The organism is uncultured Bacteroides sp., assembly GCF_910585845.1.
GTDB lineage: Bacteria > Bacteroidota > Bacteroidia > Bacteroidales > Bacteroidaceae > Bacteroides.
The window spans coordinates 27,817-43,583 of the sequence record NZ_CAJUHF010000029.1; the positions used below are offsets into that span (position 1 = coordinate 27,817).

The window sequence follows — 15,767 nt, forward strand, 5'->3', positions numbered from 1 at the left end:
GATTGCCATCCGTAAGGTAAACGGGGCGGAAGCACCCTCCGTGCTCAGGCTACTGTCGGTGGATATCTTGAAGGTGGCTGTCGGGGCGGTGGTTATCGGTACGGGATTCGCCTGGTACGTTTCCGGAGTCTGGTTGGAACAGTTTGCCGATAGTGTGTCGCCATCGCCCGTATGGTTTCTCCTGCTGGCACTGGTCTTGTTGGCGCTTATCGTCTTGTTGGTCGTCCTCAAGGCATGGCGCATAGCCAACGAGAATCCTGTGTTGAGCATCAAGAGTGAATAAACTCTTCCTCTCAGGAAGGAAAAATCCAAGAATACAGACTGCTCTGTTTGTCTCACGAGACGAATAATTTCGTCTCATGAGGCAAAAAAAATCGTCCCGTGAGCTGAAAAAAATCATCTCACGGGACGAAATTATTCGTCTCGTGAAGCAGAAACGGACAGACTACCTATGAGGGACGGTAATCCGTCTTGTCTCTCTATTTTGCAGCAAAATTGCGAAATATTTGCTCGGTTCAAGTATTATTCAGACCTTTGCAGCGCAATTCATAAGGTATTAGTATTATAAGGTAAAAGAAAGTTTATATGGCTGAAACAAAAAGCATGGCCGCTCTTTTCGACTTCGATGGCGTCGTGGTCGACACAGAGACGCAGTATAGCGTCTTCTGGCATAAGATGGGAGTGGATTACTTGGGTATGGAAGATCTGGAGAAGCGTATAAAGGGACAAACCCTGGTGTATATTTATGATACCTTTTTCTCCGGTATGGACAAAGAACAGCAGGAAATTACCATCGCACTTGACCGTTTCGAACGGGAAATGTCTTTCGATTTCATTCCGGGCGTAGAAGCCTTCGTGTCCGACCTTCGCCGCAACCATGTCCGGGTAGCTGTAGTCACCAGTTCCAACGATAAGAAAATGGAAGTAGTCTACCGTGCCAAGCCGGAGATCAGAACCATGTTCGACCACATTCTTACAGCAGAAATGTTCACCGCTTCCAAGCCCGCCCCCGATTGTTTTCTTCTCGGAATGAAGGTGTTCGGCACCACGCCGGAAACAACTTACGTCTTCGAAGACTCCTTCAATGGCTTGAAAGCAGGCATGGCTTCCGGAGCCACGGTGGTAGGACTGGCAACTACTAACCCGCGCCCCGAAATAGCCCCGCTGTGCCATCATGTCTTGAATGACTTTGAGGGCTTCACCTACGATAAATTAGTCGGATTGTATAAGTAAAGGGAAAAAGTTATACCTTTGCAGCGATTTTCACCACAGATTAAAACTTAAAAACTAAAGAACTTAAAAACTTAAAACGATATGGCTGGTTATATTTCTGATGATACCCGCAAAGTGACTACCCATCGCCTGATAGAGATGAAGCAGAGAGGCGAGAAAATATCCATGTTGACATCCTACGATTACACTATGGCACAGATTGTGGACGGTGCGGGTGTGGATGTGATTCTTGTTGGTGATTCCGCCAGTAACGTGATGGCAGGTAACGTCACTACGCTTCCCATCACCCTCGACCAGATGATCTATCATGCCAAGTCCGTGGTTCGTGGTGTGAAGCGTGCCATGGTGGTGGTCGATATGCCCTTCGGCTCTTATCAGGGCAACGAACTGGAAGGCCTTGCTTCCGCCATCCGTATTATGAAGGAAAGTCATGCCGACGCCTTGAAACTGGAAGGCGGTGAAGAGATCATCGGCACGGTGAAGCGCATTCTCAGTGCCGGAATCCCTATTATGGGACATCTTGGACTGATGCCGCAGTCTATCAATAAATACGGCACATATACCGTGCGTGCCAAAGACGATGCGGAAGCCGAAAAACTGATACGCGACGCCCACTTGCTGGAAGAAGCCGGTTGCTTCGCCCTTGTGCTGGAGAAAATACCTGCGGCTTTGGCCGAACGCGTGGCAAGTGAACTGACTATCCCCATCATCGGTATCGGTGCCGGCGGCGGAGTGGACGGCCAGGTTCTGGTGGTGCAGGACATGCTGGGTATGAACAATGGTTTCCGTCCTCGTTTCCTGCGCCGTTATGCCGACTTGCATACGGTGATGACTGATGCGATCAGTCATTATGTTTCCGATGTGAAGAACTTAGATTTCCCGAATGAGAAAGAACAATACTGATCATCTTTGGTCATTGGGCTTCTTGCGGATGTGCTTTGCCAACTTCCTGCTTTTTGCATCCGTGTATTCGCTGTTTCCGTTCCTTCCTTCGGTGATGGTGCAGCGTTTGGGCGTATCTGCCGGGCAGGTGGGGGAGATGTTCCTGTTTTTCGTGGCGGCGATGTTCCTTGTGGGGCCTTTCCATGCCTATTTGGGAGATGAGTATAAACGGAAGCATGTGCTTGCCTATTCTACGCTCGTCATGCTGGGCACAACGTTAGGCTATCTCTTTGTCGATGCTTATCCGAAGTTGTTGCTGCTTGCCGCCGTGCAGGGAGCCTCATTCGGATTGGCCACGACGGCAGGTATAACGGTAGCCATCGACATAACGACCTCTGCCCGCCGTAGTTCCGGAAATATGGTGTATGCTTTCGCGGCACGTCTGGGCATGCTGGTGGGAGCGGGATTGGGCGTTTGGTTGTATCGTTTCGAGGGCTTCAGCATGGTTGCCTATTTTGCCGTGTTGTGCGGTCTGTGCAGCCTGTTGCTCTCCTTGCGTGTCTATGTGGCTTTTCGTGCACCGATAGGAGTGAGCCTCTGCAATCTTGACCGTTTCTTGCTGTTGCGAGGCTGGGTTCCTGCCCTTAATTTGCTGCTGGTTGCTTTTCTTCCCGGCGTGGCGCTGCCTTTGATGGAGCAGGGGCGTTATGGCGCATTGTTCTTTCTGGCGGTATTGGTTGCGGTTACGGTTCCTTTTACAAAGATATTTGTGAAGTTGTCGCATCATTGCCAGCGGGGAACGGCAAATACGACGTGCCATCTGTTCATGGATGCCGGTCTGCTTATGGGGCTTGCAGTCTGTTGCCTATTGTCGGATGGCAGCATCAGCCAGCTTGATTTTGATCTGGATTGCCATTTTATCTATAAGATTATCGGCATAATCGCTTCCGTCTCCCTGCTTTTCTACTTTCTGCTGACGTATCCTTATTATAAGAGGAAAAGAGTCAGATGAATCCTCTCAAACCAAATAAGGCAGAAAAATAATCCCCCCGACAATTGCCGCTGCAACAGCACATAGCAGTACTGCTCCGGCGGCAACATCTTTCACAAAGCCGGCAATGGGATGCCGTTCCGGCGACACCAGATCCACCAACCTCTCAATCGCCGTATTGAATAACTCTGCCGCAATGACCACACCGATACAAAGCACCACAATCATCCACTCCGTACGAGTGATGCCGAAGAAAAAACCTGCGGCTACCACTACCACCGTGACAATGAGGTGAAAACTCAGATTCTGCTCTTTACCTATGCACTGACGGATGCCTTTCCAGGCATACCCGAAACTGCGGACTTGCTTCATGAAATCGTATCTCATATACCTCTATAATGTATTCAGTTTCTTGAAACCTGCTTTACTCCTTTCACCGTTCGCAGTTTCTTGATCAGTGCCTCCAACTTTCCCGTGTCGCCCACCATGATGGTCAGCATTCCGGAGAACAGACCATCGTGCGAGTCGATGCCAATGGAGCGGAGAGTGATATCGTTTTCCTTTGAAATGATGGAAGTAATGTTGGTTACGATGCCGATATCATCATGCCCTACGACGCGGAGAGTGATCGGATATTGCGTACCCTGTGATTTCCCTGCCCAACGTGCTTTTACAATCCGATAACCGAACCGCTCACGCAACTGTGTGGCATTGGGGCAATCGCTGCGGTGTATCTTTATTCCTCCCGTCACGGATACGAAACCGAATACATCATCTCCATAGATCGGGCTACAGCAACGTGCCAGCTTGAAGTCGAGTCCTTTCAGGTTCTGGTCAATCACCAGCACATCTTCCTTCGAACGGGTGATTTCATCGTTCGGTGTCGGGGGCAGATTATACTCCTCGGCGCTGCGGTACGTGATCTCTTCCCGCACATCATTCTCCCGTTTTTGTTGCTCCAGGTATTTGTCTATGATTTCGTTCGCATCCAGCGTCTCGTCCGCAATGCTTTGGTAGAAATCCGTCACGGTCTTGAAACCGAGACGCTTGATCAACCGCATCATTACGGCCTCGTCATATTCTATTTTCCGGTTCTTGAATTTCCTCTCTATTGTCTCCTTGGCGAAGGCATGCTGACGGGCGGCCATTTCTTTCAGTGCCTGACGGATCTTGGTACGTGCTTTCGAGGTGGTCACGATGTTCAGCCAGCCTTGTTTCGGAGTCTGCGTGTTCGAGGTCATTATTTCCACCTGGTCTCCGCTGTTCAGCACCTGCCGTAACTGCGCGTTCCTGCCGTTCACTTTGGCACCGATACACTTGCATCCCAGTTTGCTGTGGATGTGGAAAGCAAAATCAAGTACCGTAGCTCCTTTTCCCAGTTTGAAGAGGTCGCCCTTCGGAGTGAACACGAATACTTCATCCTCATACAGGTCCAGCTTGAACTGGTCCATTGCCTCCAGCCCGTTGCTGTCCGAGTTTTCCAAAGCTTCACGCACGGAAGTCAACCATTCATCCAGTCCGCTTTCTCCTTTCACGCCTTTGTAGCGCCAGTGGGCGGCAAGACCACGTTCGGCTATGTCGTCCATGCGTTCGGTACGTATCTGTACCTCTACCCATTTTCCCTCAGGCCCCATCACGGTGATGTGCAACGATTCGTACCCGTTGCTTTTCGGTACGGACAGCCAGTCACGCAACCGCTTAGGATTAGGCTGGTACATATCGGTCACGATGGAGTACACCTGCCAGCATTCCTGTTTCTCTTTCTCCAATGGTGAATCCAGAATGATACGGATGGCAAATAAGTCATATACCCCCTCGAACGGGCATTTCTGCTTCTTCATCTTTTGATAGATGGAATGGATGGACTTCGTGCGTCCCTTGATGTGGAAGTGCAGTCCCGCCTCTTCCAGCTTCTTCTGCATCGGGGCGATGAAGGCGGCTATGTACTTGTCGCGTGAGGCTTTTGTTTCGTTCAGTTTATCCTTGATGTGATAGTAAACTTCCTTTTCCGTATATTTCAGCGACAAGTCTTCCAGTTCCGATTTCAGTTTATACAAACCCAACTTGTGGGCAAGGGGAGCGTAGAGGTAAGCGGCTTCGTTGGCCACCTGCCGACGTGCTTCATCGTTGGGACTGTTCTTTATCTGCCGCATGATGTTGACGCGGTCGGCAATCATGATCAGGATGACGCGCATGTCTTCTGCAAATGAAAGCAGCAAGTTGCGGAAGTTCTCCGATTCGATGGTTGGGCTTTTGGAATAAAGCTCATTGACGCGTATCAGTCCGCGGATAATGCCGGCTACGTCTTCTCCGAAAGAGTTTTGTACCTCTTCGGTCGTATAAACACCGTTTTTCACACTCTCGTGCAGCATGATACCCAAAATGGATGCCCTTCTCATACCGATTTCTTCGGCAACGATAACTGCGGTCTGCATATCCTTGATCAGCGGATTCAGTCCGAAAGTGTCCCGTTGGATGCGGTTGTTCTTTATTGAGTTGACAAGATGTGTTTTCAGTTTCCTGCAATCCCCTTTCTGCAAAGTCTCTCCAGTCAACTGCAATAATTTTCTATAGAGCGAGAAGAGCAAGACCTTCTCTTCAGCAGTAAAAAATTCATCTCTTTCCATATTCGTCCATTTTTGTTGCCCAAAGGTAGTTTTTTTCTTCTTTTTCTTGATAAGGCTTATAGTTTTTTTGTACTTTTGGCAGTCAATTTATAAATTAAAATAGTATGATAACACCGCAAGACAAAGAGTTATTAACTCAGAAAGGTATTTCAGAAGAACAGATTGCCGAGCAGTTGGCCTGTTTTGAGAAAGGTTTCCCGTATTTGAAGCTGGCTGCCGCTGCTTCTATAGAAAAAGGTATTTTGGCACCTGCCACCAACGAACAGAAACTGTACCTCGATGCATGGGATGCATATACGCAGACAGATAAAGTAGTAGTGAAGTTTGTGCCGGCATCGGGTGCGGCAAGCCGTATGTTCAAGAATATGTTTGAATTTCTTGGAGCCGACTATGATGCACCGGAAACAAAGTTTGAGAAGACATTTTTCGAGCAAATAGAGAATTTTGCTTTTTATGATGACCTGAACGCAGCTTGCGAGAAAATAAACGGCAAGGATATTCCCGCTTTGGTGGCCGATGGCAACTACAAGGCTGTGGTAGCTGCTCTGCTCGAATCGGCAGGACTCAATTACGGTGCCTTGCCTAAAGGATTACTGAAGTTCCATAAGTATGAAGACGGAAACCGTACGCCGCTGGAAGAACATTTGGTGGAAGGTGCACTCTATGCCGCCAACAAGAATGGAAAAGTAAACGTGCATTTCACCGTTTCTCCCGAACATCGTCCTTTGTTCGAGACTTTGGTGGCGGACAAGGCAGCCGTTTATGCCAAGAAATATGGAGTGGATTATCATGTCACTTTCTCAGAGCAGAAAACCAGTACAGATACGGTTGCTGCCGATATGGATAACAAGCCTTTCCGCGACAATGGCAAGTTGCTGTTCCGTCCGGGTGGTCATGGCGCATTGATTGAGAATTTGAATGATCTTGATGCAGACGTCATCTTTATTAAGAATATCGACAATGTGGTGCCCGACAAGTTGAAGGGGGATACCGTATTATACAAGAAACTGATTGCCGGAGTTCTGGTTTCCTTGCAACAGAAAGCATTTTCTTATCTGGAACTGCTGGATAGCGGACGGTATACTCACGAGCAAGTGATTGAGATCTTGCAGTTCTTGCAGAAGAATCTGTTCTGTAAGAATCCTGAGACGAAGAACCTGGAAGATGCCGAACTGGTGCTTTATCTGAAAGAGAAGTTGAACCGTCCGATGCGTGTATGTGGTATGGTGAAGAACGTCGGCGAACCGGGTGGAGGTCCGTTCCTTGCTTATAACAGTGACGGAACCATCTCTTTGCAGATTCTGGAAAGTTCTCAGATTGACATGAATGATCCGGAGAAGAAAGAGATGTTCGAAAAAGGCACTCACTTCAATCCTGTGGATCTGGTTTGTGCCGTACGCGACTATAAGGGGAATAAGTTCAATCTGGTTGACTTTGTAGACAAAGCTACCGGTTTCATTTCTTATAAGTCGAAGAACGGCAAGGAGCTCAAAGCCCTCGAACTTCCGGGATTGTGGAACGGAGCCATGAGCGATTGGAATACCGTATTCGTAGAGGTTCCTCTGAGCACATTCAATCCGGTGAAGACGGTGAATGATCTCTTGAGGGAACAGCATCAATAATCAGAACGCCGTTCGGTTATTAAAGATAAAAAAGGTTGTGCCAGCATTATATTTGGCACAACCTTTTTTTATCTTATTTCACGGCGCTTCCTTTTATCAGTCTTTCATTTCGTAATCTCCCCTGCAAGATTGGAATTCATGCAGTAACGGATTTCTGCTTGGCTAAGACCATGCCCAAGGAGAAACATGAGTTTGGTTACTGCGGATTCGGGGGTACTGTCATAACCACTGATGACACCTGCTTGGAGAAGCTGCAAGCCGGTTTCGTAACGTCCCATTTCGACCACCCCACGCTGACATTGTGTAATATTCACAATGATAATACCACGTTCGGTAGCCTCTTTCAACTGGCGGATGAACCAGTCTTTTTGAGGAGCATTGCCAGAACCGAAGGTCTTGAGCACGACAGCCTTCAGCCCGGGGACGTGAAGAACCGAATTGATGATGCTCTCCTGGATACCGGGAAAAAGGGTAAGCATGACAACATTGGTGTCAAACAGGTAGTGAGGCTTCATCGGACGCGTCGGGTCAGGGCGACGGATGATATGCTCATCATACTTGATATGTATACCTGCATGTGCCAGCGAAGGGTAGTTATAAGAGCGGAATGCGTTGAAGTTCTCGGCATTGATTTTGGTAGTCCGGTTGCCGCGCATAAGCTCATTTTCAAAGAAGATGCACACTTCGGGGACTACGGGAGTGCCATCCGGATTTTTTGCTGCTGCAATTTCGATGGCAGTGATCAGATTTTCTTTCCCATCGGTCCGCAGGGTACCGATAGGAAGTTGAGAACCGGTAAGGATCACGGGCTTTGCCAGATTTTCGAGCATGAAACTCAGAGCAGAAGCTGTATAGGACATTGTATCGGTTCCATGAAGGATGACAAAACCGTCAAAATAATCGTAATTGTAGTTGATGATCTTAACGATTTTTGCCCACATAGAGGGTTCCATGTCGGAAGAATCGATAGGAGGATCGAACTGGTAGGAAGAGATGCGGTAATTGAAACGTTTCAATTCGGGTACATGCTTGAGAAGATGGTCGAAATTGAAATTTTCAAGCGCACCGGTCTCGGGATTTTCTATCATACCGATGGTTCCACCAGTGTAAATCAGTAATACGGATGGGTAGTCGTTTCTCATAAACATAATCGTAATTTGATTATTTCCGGTACAAATGTAGATAAAAACGGTGAATTTCTTATCGGTATGTCGAAGAAAGTGTTCTCCAATTTTATTTCAATCCTTCTTTCAGTAACCCGATCGCTTTTTCCGCATCTCCTTCACACTCATTCAGCAGGCTGACGAAGCGGCTGCCGATGATGGCGCCCGATGAATGGGCACAGGCAGCATCGAAGGTTTGTTTGTTATGGATACCGAATCCGACCATGCAAGGATTGTGTAGATGCATATCCTGTATTTTCTTGAAATAGGCTTGCTTCTGTGCATCAAAGTCCTTCTGCATCCCGGTAGTGGCGGCACTGGACACCATATAAATGAATCCGTTGGTGTGTGCGTCAATCTCACGGATACGTGCTTCACTGGTTTCGGGAGTGATCAGCATGACGATCCGGATGTCATAACGGTCGGCGATGGACTTGTAGCTCTCCATATAATCTTTGAAAGGCAGATCGGGGATGATGATACCGTCGATGCCACATTCTGCACATTTCTGGCAGAACGGTTCAAAACCGAATTGCATGATAGGATTAAGGTATCCCATGAGGATGAGCGGAATATGCACATGGTTACGGATCTCCCGCAACTGTTCGAAAAGCAGGCGTAAAGACATGCCGTTGCGAAGAGCCTGGGTTGCTGCGTTTTGGATGACAACTCCGTCGGCCATCGGGTCACTGAATGGAATGCCGATTTCGATCATGTGGACGCCATTACGTTCGAGGGTACTTATTACATTGGTGGTGTCGTTCAGGGTAGGGCAACCGGCACAGAAGTAAATGGACAGCAGATTCTTGGGGTTGTTCTGGAAAAGATTGTTTATACGATTCATATTTGATAATTTATTTAGGTTGAACTTGCAAGAAACTCGATTCATATTAAAGTTGGTTTGATGGAGAGAAGTCAAGTTCTCTCAAGAAACGTTCTATTCGTTCAGCATCTTTGATACCTGGCGACGTTTCAAAACGACTGTTGATGTCGATGCCTGCCATACGGGGATGGTGGAACTCCTTCAATGCTTTGGCGCTGTAGGAATTGATGCCTCCGCTAAGTAGGAAAGGCGTAGCTCCATTGTAATGTTGCAGCAAGCTCCAGTCGAATTGTTGTCCGGAACCACCATAACGAGTGGTAGGGGTATCGAACAGATAGTAATCGCAAAAACCTTCGTAATCGGAAGTGACAAGGAGGTCTTTGGGGAACGCTATGGAAAAAGCCTTGATTATCCGGAAACCATACGAATGGAGAGAGCGGCAGTATTTGGGAGATTCATTGCCGTGCAACTGGATATAGTCCAACCCGAAACGGTCGGCATACATCAGGACATTCTCTTTGCTCTCGTTGACAAATACACCGACACGCTTGGCGAGGATAGGCAGATATCGGGGAATCTGATATAGGTATCTGGGAGACTTTGGATAGAAGATGAAACCGATCAGGTTCACTCCTAAAACGTCTACCTGACGGATATTGTCCGCTTCAGTCATTCCGCATACTTTGACGATCATGTTCATAAGGTTGTATTTAGAGATTAGTAATGTTATTTTTTGAAGGAGTTATTTTGGGGAGAAGGAGTTATCGGGAGTTAAAGGGAGTTATCACTTCGCTTCACTCCGTTAGGAGTTAAAAGCCGATACTTCCCTCAATAACTTCCTTCAAAGCATTTCCTGGATTTTCAGTACGCATGAACGTTTCTCCTATCAGAAAACCTTGGAATCCTGTGGAACGTAGTTCCCGGATTGTTTCAGAACTGGAGATCCCACTTTCTGAAACAAGTACCGGTGCCGTCTCGAAATTGATTTGGGCAATGGTCTCTTTCAATTGTTCTGCAATGCGGAAAGAGTTTTCTACGTGAGTGACAAAACTACCCAGGTTCCGGTTATTGATGCCTATCATGTCTGTCTCTTTGCATATATGGGAAAACTCGGATGGGGTGTGCAACTCAAGCAAGACTTCCAATCCCAGTTCATGCGCCTGCAGGGTGAGTTCATGGCATCTGTCGGGAGTGAGGCAGGCGGCAATGAGGAGTACCGCATCAGCCCCCACGATACGTGCCTGCATCAGTTGGTATTCATCGATGATGAAATCTTTGCGCAGAATGGGAAGGTTGACAAGGGGACGTGCGGTACGGATATCTCGCAGGGTACCACTAAAGAACATCTCATCCGTCAGGATGGAGAGGGCGGCAGCTCCGGCAGCTTCGTATGCTGGCGGAATGAGGTGGGCTTGTGCCTCCTGTTTAATCCAACCTTTGGAGGGTGAACGGCGTTTGAACTCGGCAATGATGCCGGATGCGGAGGTTGCCAAGGCCCGTTTCATGCTACGGTGCTGGACACGGTCTGTGGGCTGGGCGTCTGCCTCTTCTTGCATCATGGCGTCGACTGTCTTTTGCAAATGCTCGATAGAGACAACCTGCTTCTGCTGGGCTATTTCAATCTGCTTGTGGGCGATGATTTCGGATAAAATATCTTTCATTGTCTTCCTGTCTGTTGTTTATCGGTTGATTTCTATGAACCTCTTTAAAGCCTTCAGAGCCTGTCCGCTTACCAATGATTCATGGGCGATAGCGATACATTCTTCTATATTTTTCTCCGGTTCCATGACCTGTATGGCAAAGGCGGCATTGACGATGACGCATTGCGTCTGTGAGGGAGTGGCGCAATTGTGAAGGATGTTGTCGAAGATGCGGGTTGCATCCTCTTTGCTGGTTCCGCCGAAGAGTTCTTCGGGACGGATCTCACTAAAGCCGAGATCTTGCGGACAGTAGATGCGCTCATAATTGCGCGTCATGACTTTAAATTCATCGGTGAGGGAGATTTCGTCATAGCTGTCTAAACTGTTGACTACTGCAAAGTCAATACCTAATTTATAGAAAATATTGGTGTAAAGGCGCATTTGGGCAAGGTCTGCAACCCCCAACAACTGATATGCAGGTTTACTGGGATTGACGAGCGGACCAAGCAGATTGAATAGAGTGCGTACTCCTAAGGCTTTGCGTACAGGACCGACGAACTTCATTGCCGGATTGAACAATTGGGCATGCAGGTAGGCGATGTTACATTCTTCCATGTTGCGCTTCAACTTGTCCGGATTGTTGGTGAAACGGATACCGTGTTGTTCGATGACGTTGCTGGCTCCGCTGATGGAAGTGGCTCCATAGTTGCCATGTTTGGCTACCTTGTATCCGGCTCCTGCCACGACAAAACAAGCACAAGTAGAGATGTTGAACGTATTCTTTCCGTCGCCGCCCGTGCCGACAATATCAATGGGACGATAAGGTGAGAAATCAATCGGTATGCGCGTTTCCATAAGGGCTTCGCGAAAACCGATTAGTTCGTCTACGGTGATCGTACGCATCTGGAATGCGGTCAGTAATGCGGCAATCTGAGCTTCCGGGTATTTTTCCCGGGTGATATTCAGAAGAATTTCTTTGGTCTCTTCCGAAGTAAGTTCTTCATGATTGAAGAGACGGGTTAATATATCTTTCATATTTTTCTAATTAGCTTCTTATTATTTAGCAATCCAGTTCCTTAAGATTGTTTTTCCGTCAGGTGTCAATATCGACTCCGGATGAAACTGAATACCGTGGATGTCGAACGTGCGGTGTTTCAGTGCCATAATCTGACCTTCCGGACTGAGGGCAGTGATGGCAAGTTCTTCCGGGAAATCCTCAGTATCTACTACCCAGGAGTGATAGCGGCCGACAAGAATCTCCGAAGGAAGCCCGGAGAAGAGATAATCGGAAGCGAGGGATAACTGTTGCTTATTGGATACGGGCTTGCCGTCCGGCAATTCATCGTTACCGATTCGTATTTGGGTCTGTATCCCGTGAAAAACCTCGTCCAAGTTGGTCAGTTTGCCACCGAAGACTTGACCAATAGCCTGTTCTCCAAGACAAACTCCAAGGATGGATTTGCGTCCGGCATAGGTACGGATAACGTCAAGCAGCAATCCTGCTTCATCGGGAGTGCCAGGACCGGGGGAGAGTATGATCTTGTCGTATCTTTCAAGCTCTTTGATGTCGAAGCAATCGTTACGCAAAACATCGGTTTCTGCGCCAAGTTCTTTCACTGAATGGGCAAGGTTGTAAGTGAAAGAGTCGTAGTTGTCTATAATTACAATCATTTGGTTTATCAGTTTTAAAGTATATATTTATTCAAGTTTCGCAAGTTCTTGAACTTGCTTTACATTCTCTCTGCCATTTGGATAGCTTTTTTCAATGCACCCAATTTATTGTTGACCTCTTGCAGTTCATACTCCTCGTCACTCTTGGCCACGATGCCACCGCCGGCTTGAAACCAAAGTATTCCATTACGGCTGACAAATGTACGTATGGTGATGGCCTGATTCTGTGAACCGTTCAGTCCGATGAATCCGATACATCCTCCGTATGCACCTCGGTTGTGCGGTTCCAGTTCGCTGATGAGTTGCATGGCGCGAACTTTAGGCGCACCACTTAGAGTGCCGGCAGGGAAGGTGTCGATGAAAGCCTTGATGGGGCTGGCACCGTCGTCCAGTGTACCGCTGACACGGCTGACTAGGTGGATGACATGGCTGTAGTATTGCGTCTCTTTGTAGAAATCTACTTTTACCTGTTGGCAATTGCGTGAAAGGTCGTTGCGGGCAAGATCCACAAGCATGACATGTTCGGCATTCTCCTTGGGATCATTGTGCAAGTATTGTGCATTTCTTTTGTCCGATTCCGGATCTCCGGTACGTTTAGTGGTTCCGGCAATGGGGTCGATGTAGACATGACGGTCTTCGATGCGGCAATGGGTTTCAGGCGATGAACCGAAAATGCGGAAACCGCCGAAGTCAAAGTAGAACAGGTAAGGAGAGGGGTTTATGCTGCGCAGGGCACGGTAGAGTTTGAAATCATCTCCTTCAAAACGCTGTTCGAAACGGCGGGAAAGGACGATCTGGAAAACATCTCCCCGCAGGCAGTGGGCAATTCCTTGGCGAATGTTTGCCTTGTGCTCTTCATCGGTCAGCGAAGAAGTGGTCTCGCCGATGGAGTGGAAATTATACGTTGCGTAGTTTTGCCCGTGGATCGCTTTTTGTATGACGTCCAACTCACTTTCTTTGTCGGGAGTATGTATCTCGAGAAGCATCATTTCGTTCTTGAAGTCATTGAAGACGATAAGATACCTGTAAAGAATGTAAAGCATGTCCGGGGCATCGTTGGTACTCTCGCGGCTATCCTTCACCGGGATGTCTTCGAAGTAGTGTACGGCATTGAAAGATGTATAACCGTAAAGTCCGCAATAGTTGGCATATTCCCCTTCGACGTGAAAACGGTTGAGGAAATCTTCCAGGGCATTCTCTACGCAGTATTCCTGTGTGATGGGATGCGTCTCACGAGTGCTGTCGGGGAAACGGAATATGGCAGTTCCGTGCTCGATGCTGACGCTTGCCAGCGGGCAAAGCCCTATGAAGGAACGGTTGTTCTCGCTGCCGTGATAATCGGGGCTTTCCATGAGTGCACTTTGCGGAAATATGTCACGCACTTTGAGGTATGTGCTCACAGGGGTATGTAAATCTCCAAGTAGCGTACGGCTACAGGTTTGGTAATTGTATGTATTCATCATTTTATTTGTTATAGTTTAAGTAAGTTTCAATATCCTTATCTCCCCGTCCGGAGACAGTCAGGACTACGATATCTTCGGGCTTGAAATTCAGCTTCTCAAGGGCTCCGAGGGCATGGGCACTCTCTAAGGCGGGTATGATGCCTTCCAGTTCCGTCAGCTCGTAAGCGGCGCGAACGGCTTCATCGTCATTTACGGCGAGCACAAGGGCGCGCTTTTGTGCGGCCAGATTGGCGTGCATGGGACCGATGCCGGGATAGTCCAGACCGGCGGATATGGAGTAGGGTTCCTCTATTTGCCCGTCTTCATTCTGGATGACGTATGTCCGGGCACCGTGGATGATTCCCATCTTTCCGAGGGCAATAGTGGCGGCAGTCATTCCGGTGTCTACTCCTTGTCCTCCGGCTTCGGCAAGGACGATCCGGACGCGGGGATCATCGATGTAATGGTAGATGGTGCCCGCGGCGTTGCTTCCACCGCCTACACAGGCAATGAGATAGTCAGGATAGTCTCGCCCTTCTTTCTCCATGAGTTGCTTTTTTATCTCTTCACTGATGACAGATTGCAGGCGGGATACCATATCCGGATAAGGATGCGGACCGACTGTGGAACCTATAATGTAATAAGTATCGGCAGGGTGGCAGCACCAGTCGCGAATGGCCTCATTGGTCGCATCCTTCAGGGTCATGTTGCCCGAAGTGACAGGGATGACGGTAGCACCAAGCATTTTCATCTTTTCTACGTTGATGCGTTGGCGTTCTACGTCTGTTTTTCCCATGTAGACGACACACTCCATGTTCATCAAGGCGCAGACTGTGGCAGTTGCCACACCATGCTGTCCGGCACCAGTTTCGGCGATAATACGGTGCTTGCCCATACGGCGTGCCAAGAGAACCTGTCCTATGGTATTGTTGATCTTGTGGGCACCGGTGTGGTTCAGGTCCTCGCGCTTGAGGTAGAGTTTGCAACCATACCTCTCGGAGAGGCGACGGGCGTAATAGAGTGGGGAAGGGCGGCCTACGTAATCACGCAACAAGAGGTCGAATTCTTGTTTGAAGTCTTCGCTTTGCAATACTTCGATGTAGGTGTTTTGTAGTTCTTCTACACACTTGTGGAGTATTTCGGGGATGTATGCTCCGCCGAATTCTCCGTAATAGCCATCATGATTTACTAAAAAACTCATAATTATAGTGTTTTTAAATTGATTTCTATTGCCAGCTTTTTTGTTGTCGGATAGAAACGAAGGGTCTGATTCATCTATACTTCGTTATTCTTCTGAAGCAACAAAAAAAGAGCTCTGCCGCAAGTTGCGACAGAGCTCTTTGTGATTCTATATCCTATTTACATATATACATACGAGCACTGCTCCCTTACGACTGTCGGAGTTGTAACGGGCGCCACCACCAATATGTATTTATGAACATTGTTTTCATTTGTTTTTGGTTTTTGATCGAGGCAAAAATAAACACTTTGTTTGAAATAGCAAAGAATTTCTTTCTTTTTTTTTCTAAAATGTTTTTTTCATGTATATATCTCATGGCTCAAGTTTCGTAAGCTCAACTCGTCATTTTCCTCTTTCCATTTTCCCCTTTCCATTCCCTTTGAATCTCATCTTCCATCCGGTCCACGACTTTGTACTCTATGCTTCCTTGGTT

At 47.8% G+C, this 15,767-nt stretch carries 15 protein-coding genes; 5 read left to right on the forward strand and 10 right to left on the reverse strand.

Annotation, left to right across the window (positions count from 1 at the left end; genetic code table 11):
• The first annotated feature begins 40 nt into the window (after nucleotides 1-40).
• The 4 genes from QZ323_RS09475 to QZ323_RS09490 all read left to right on the forward strand — a co-directional run bounded on the left by QZ323_RS09475 (nucleotide 41) and on the right by QZ323_RS09490 (nucleotide 3,127).
• A complete protein-coding gene (locus tag QZ323_RS09475) occupies nucleotides 41-283 on the forward strand; it encodes a hypothetical protein (protein WP_294634390.1) in 243 nt (80 codons plus the stop codon).
• 302 nt (nucleotides 284-585) lie between these two features.
• Nucleotides 586-1,233: an HAD family hydrolase gene (locus QZ323_RS09480; RefSeq protein ID WP_294634391.1), complete on the forward strand. Its 648-nt coding sequence runs from the start codon at nucleotides 586-588 to the stop codon at nucleotides 1,231-1,233.
• An 81-nt stretch (nucleotides 1,234-1,314) separates the two neighbouring features.
• Nucleotides 1,315-2,136 (forward strand): 3-methyl-2-oxobutanoate hydroxymethyltransferase, encoded by an 822-nt coding sequence (panB, locus tag QZ323_RS09485; protein WP_294634392.1) that lies wholly within the window; start codon nucleotides 1,315-1,317, stop codon nucleotides 2,134-2,136.
• Nucleotides 2,117-3,127, forward strand: a complete 1,011-nt coding sequence (locus tag QZ323_RS09490; protein ID WP_294634394.1) for an MFS transporter — start codon at nucleotides 2,117-2,119, stop codon at nucleotides 3,125-3,127. The genes panB and QZ323_RS09490 overlap by 20 nt, the downstream gene beginning before the upstream one ends.
• 6 nt (nucleotides 3,128-3,133) lie before the next feature.
• Here the strand turns inward: QZ323_RS09490 and QZ323_RS09495 are convergent, their stop codons facing one another.
• Both QZ323_RS09495 and QZ323_RS09500 read right to left on the reverse strand, forming a co-directional pair.
• Nucleotides 3,134-3,493: a diacylglycerol kinase family protein gene (locus tag QZ323_RS09495; RefSeq protein WP_294634395.1), complete on the reverse strand. Its 360-nt coding sequence runs from the start codon at nucleotides 3,491-3,493 to the stop codon at nucleotides 3,134-3,136.
• Nucleotides 3,494-3,510: 17 nt separating this feature from the next.
• Nucleotides 3,511-5,733: a RelA/SpoT family protein gene (locus tag QZ323_RS09500; protein WP_294634396.1), complete on the reverse strand. Its 2,223-nt coding sequence runs from the start codon at nucleotides 5,731-5,733 to the stop codon at nucleotides 3,511-3,513.
• Nucleotides 5,734-5,837: 104 nt separating this feature from the next.
• On the opposite strand from QZ323_RS09500, the gene QZ323_RS09505 reads away from it, so the two are divergent.
• Nucleotides 5,838-7,355: a DUF4301 family protein gene (locus tag QZ323_RS09505; RefSeq protein ID WP_294634397.1), complete on the forward strand. Its 1,518-nt coding sequence runs from the start codon at nucleotides 5,838-5,840 to the stop codon at nucleotides 7,353-7,355.
• Nucleotides 7,356-7,459: 104 nt separating this feature from the next.
• Here the strand turns inward: QZ323_RS09505 and QZ323_RS09510 are convergent, their stop codons facing one another.
• The 8 genes from QZ323_RS09510 to trpB form a co-directional block, all read right to left on the reverse strand.
• Entirely contained in the window at nucleotides 7,460-8,497 is a 1,038-nt protein-coding gene (locus QZ323_RS09510) for a type I asparaginase (protein WP_294634399.1), read from the reverse strand.
• Nucleotides 8,498-8,588: 91 nt separating this feature from the next.
• Nucleotides 8,589-9,362: a tryptophan synthase subunit alpha gene (gene trpA, locus QZ323_RS09515; RefSeq protein ID WP_294634400.1), complete on the reverse strand. Its 774-nt coding sequence runs from the start codon at nucleotides 9,360-9,362 to the stop codon at nucleotides 8,589-8,591.
• 46 nt (nucleotides 9,363-9,408) lie between these two features.
• Nucleotides 9,409-10,041: a phosphoribosylanthranilate isomerase gene (locus QZ323_RS09520; protein ID WP_294634401.1), complete on the reverse strand. Its 633-nt coding sequence runs from the start codon at nucleotides 10,039-10,041 to the stop codon at nucleotides 9,409-9,411.
• Between the two features lie 109 nt (nucleotides 10,042-10,150).
• Nucleotides 10,151-11,002 (reverse strand): indole-3-glycerol phosphate synthase TrpC, encoded by an 852-nt coding sequence (gene trpC / locus QZ323_RS09525; protein ID WP_294634402.1) that lies wholly within the window; start codon nucleotides 11,000-11,002, stop codon nucleotides 10,151-10,153.
• An 18-nt stretch (nucleotides 11,003-11,020) separates the two neighbouring features.
• Nucleotides 11,021-12,016 (reverse strand): anthranilate phosphoribosyltransferase, encoded by a 996-nt coding sequence (gene trpD, locus QZ323_RS09530; RefSeq protein ID WP_294634403.1) that lies wholly within the window; start codon nucleotides 12,014-12,016, stop codon nucleotides 11,021-11,023.
• 21 nt (nucleotides 12,017-12,037) lie between these two features.
• Nucleotides 12,038-12,652: an aminodeoxychorismate/anthranilate synthase component II gene (locus QZ323_RS09535; protein WP_294634404.1), complete on the reverse strand. Its 615-nt coding sequence runs from the start codon at nucleotides 12,650-12,652 to the stop codon at nucleotides 12,038-12,040.
• Between the two features lie 59 nt (nucleotides 12,653-12,711).
• Nucleotides 12,712-14,112, reverse strand: coding sequence for an anthranilate synthase component I family protein (locus QZ323_RS09540; protein WP_294634406.1), 1,401 nt, complete (start codon nucleotides 14,110-14,112; stop codon nucleotides 12,712-12,714).
• A 4-nt stretch (nucleotides 14,113-14,116) separates the two neighbouring features.
• A complete protein-coding gene (gene trpB, locus QZ323_RS09545) occupies nucleotides 14,117-15,298 on the reverse strand; it encodes a tryptophan synthase subunit beta (protein ID WP_294634407.1) in 1,182 nt (393 codons plus the stop codon).
• Nucleotides 15,299-15,767 lie beyond the last annotated feature (469 nt).

Excerpts from the sequence above, each read along its gene's own strand:
- panB (WP_294634392.1), top strand. The coding sequence starts at position 1,315 with ATGGCTGGTTATATTTCTGATGATACCCGCAAAGTGACTACCCATCGC.
- trpC (WP_294634402.1), bottom strand. The coding sequence starts at position 11,002 with ATGAAAGATATTTTATCCGAAATCATCGCCCACAAGCAGATTGAAATA.
- QZ323_RS09495 (WP_294634395.1), bottom strand. The coding sequence starts at position 3,493 with ATGAGATACGATTTCATGAAGCAAGTCCGCAGTTTCGGGTATGCCTGG.
- QZ323_RS09540 (WP_294634406.1), bottom strand. The coding sequence starts at position 14,112 with ATGAATACATACAATTACCAAACCTGTAGCCGTACGCTACTTGGAGAT.
- trpA (WP_294634400.1), bottom strand. The coding sequence starts at position 9,362 with ATGAATCGTATAAACAATCTTTTCCAGAACAACCCCAAGAATCTGCTG.
- QZ323_RS09505 (WP_294634397.1), top strand. The coding sequence starts at position 5,838 with ATGATAACACCGCAAGACAAAGAGTTATTAACTCAGAAAGGTATTTCA.
- QZ323_RS09510 (WP_294634399.1), bottom strand. The coding sequence starts at position 8,497 with ATGAGAAACGACTACCCATCCGTATTACTGATTTACACTGGTGGAACC.
- QZ323_RS09535 (WP_294634404.1), bottom strand. The coding sequence starts at position 12,652 with ATGATTGTAATTATAGACAACTACGACTCTTTCACTTACAACCTTGCC.
- QZ323_RS09500 (WP_294634396.1), bottom strand. The coding sequence starts at position 5,733 with ATGGAAAGAGATGAATTTTTTACTGCTGAAGAGAAGGTCTTGCTCTTC.
- QZ323_RS09490 (WP_294634394.1), top strand. The coding sequence starts at position 2,117 with ATGAGAAAGAACAATACTGATCATCTTTGGTCATTGGGCTTCTTGCGG.
- QZ323_RS09480 (WP_294634391.1), top strand. The coding sequence starts at position 586 with ATGGCTGAAACAAAAAGCATGGCCGCTCTTTTCGACTTCGATGGCGTC.
- QZ323_RS09520 (WP_294634401.1), bottom strand. The coding sequence starts at position 10,041 with ATGAACATGATCGTCAAAGTATGCGGAATGACTGAAGCGGACAATATC.
- trpD (WP_294634403.1), bottom strand. The coding sequence starts at position 12,016 with ATGAAAGATATATTAACCCGTCTCTTCAATCATGAAGAACTTACTTCG.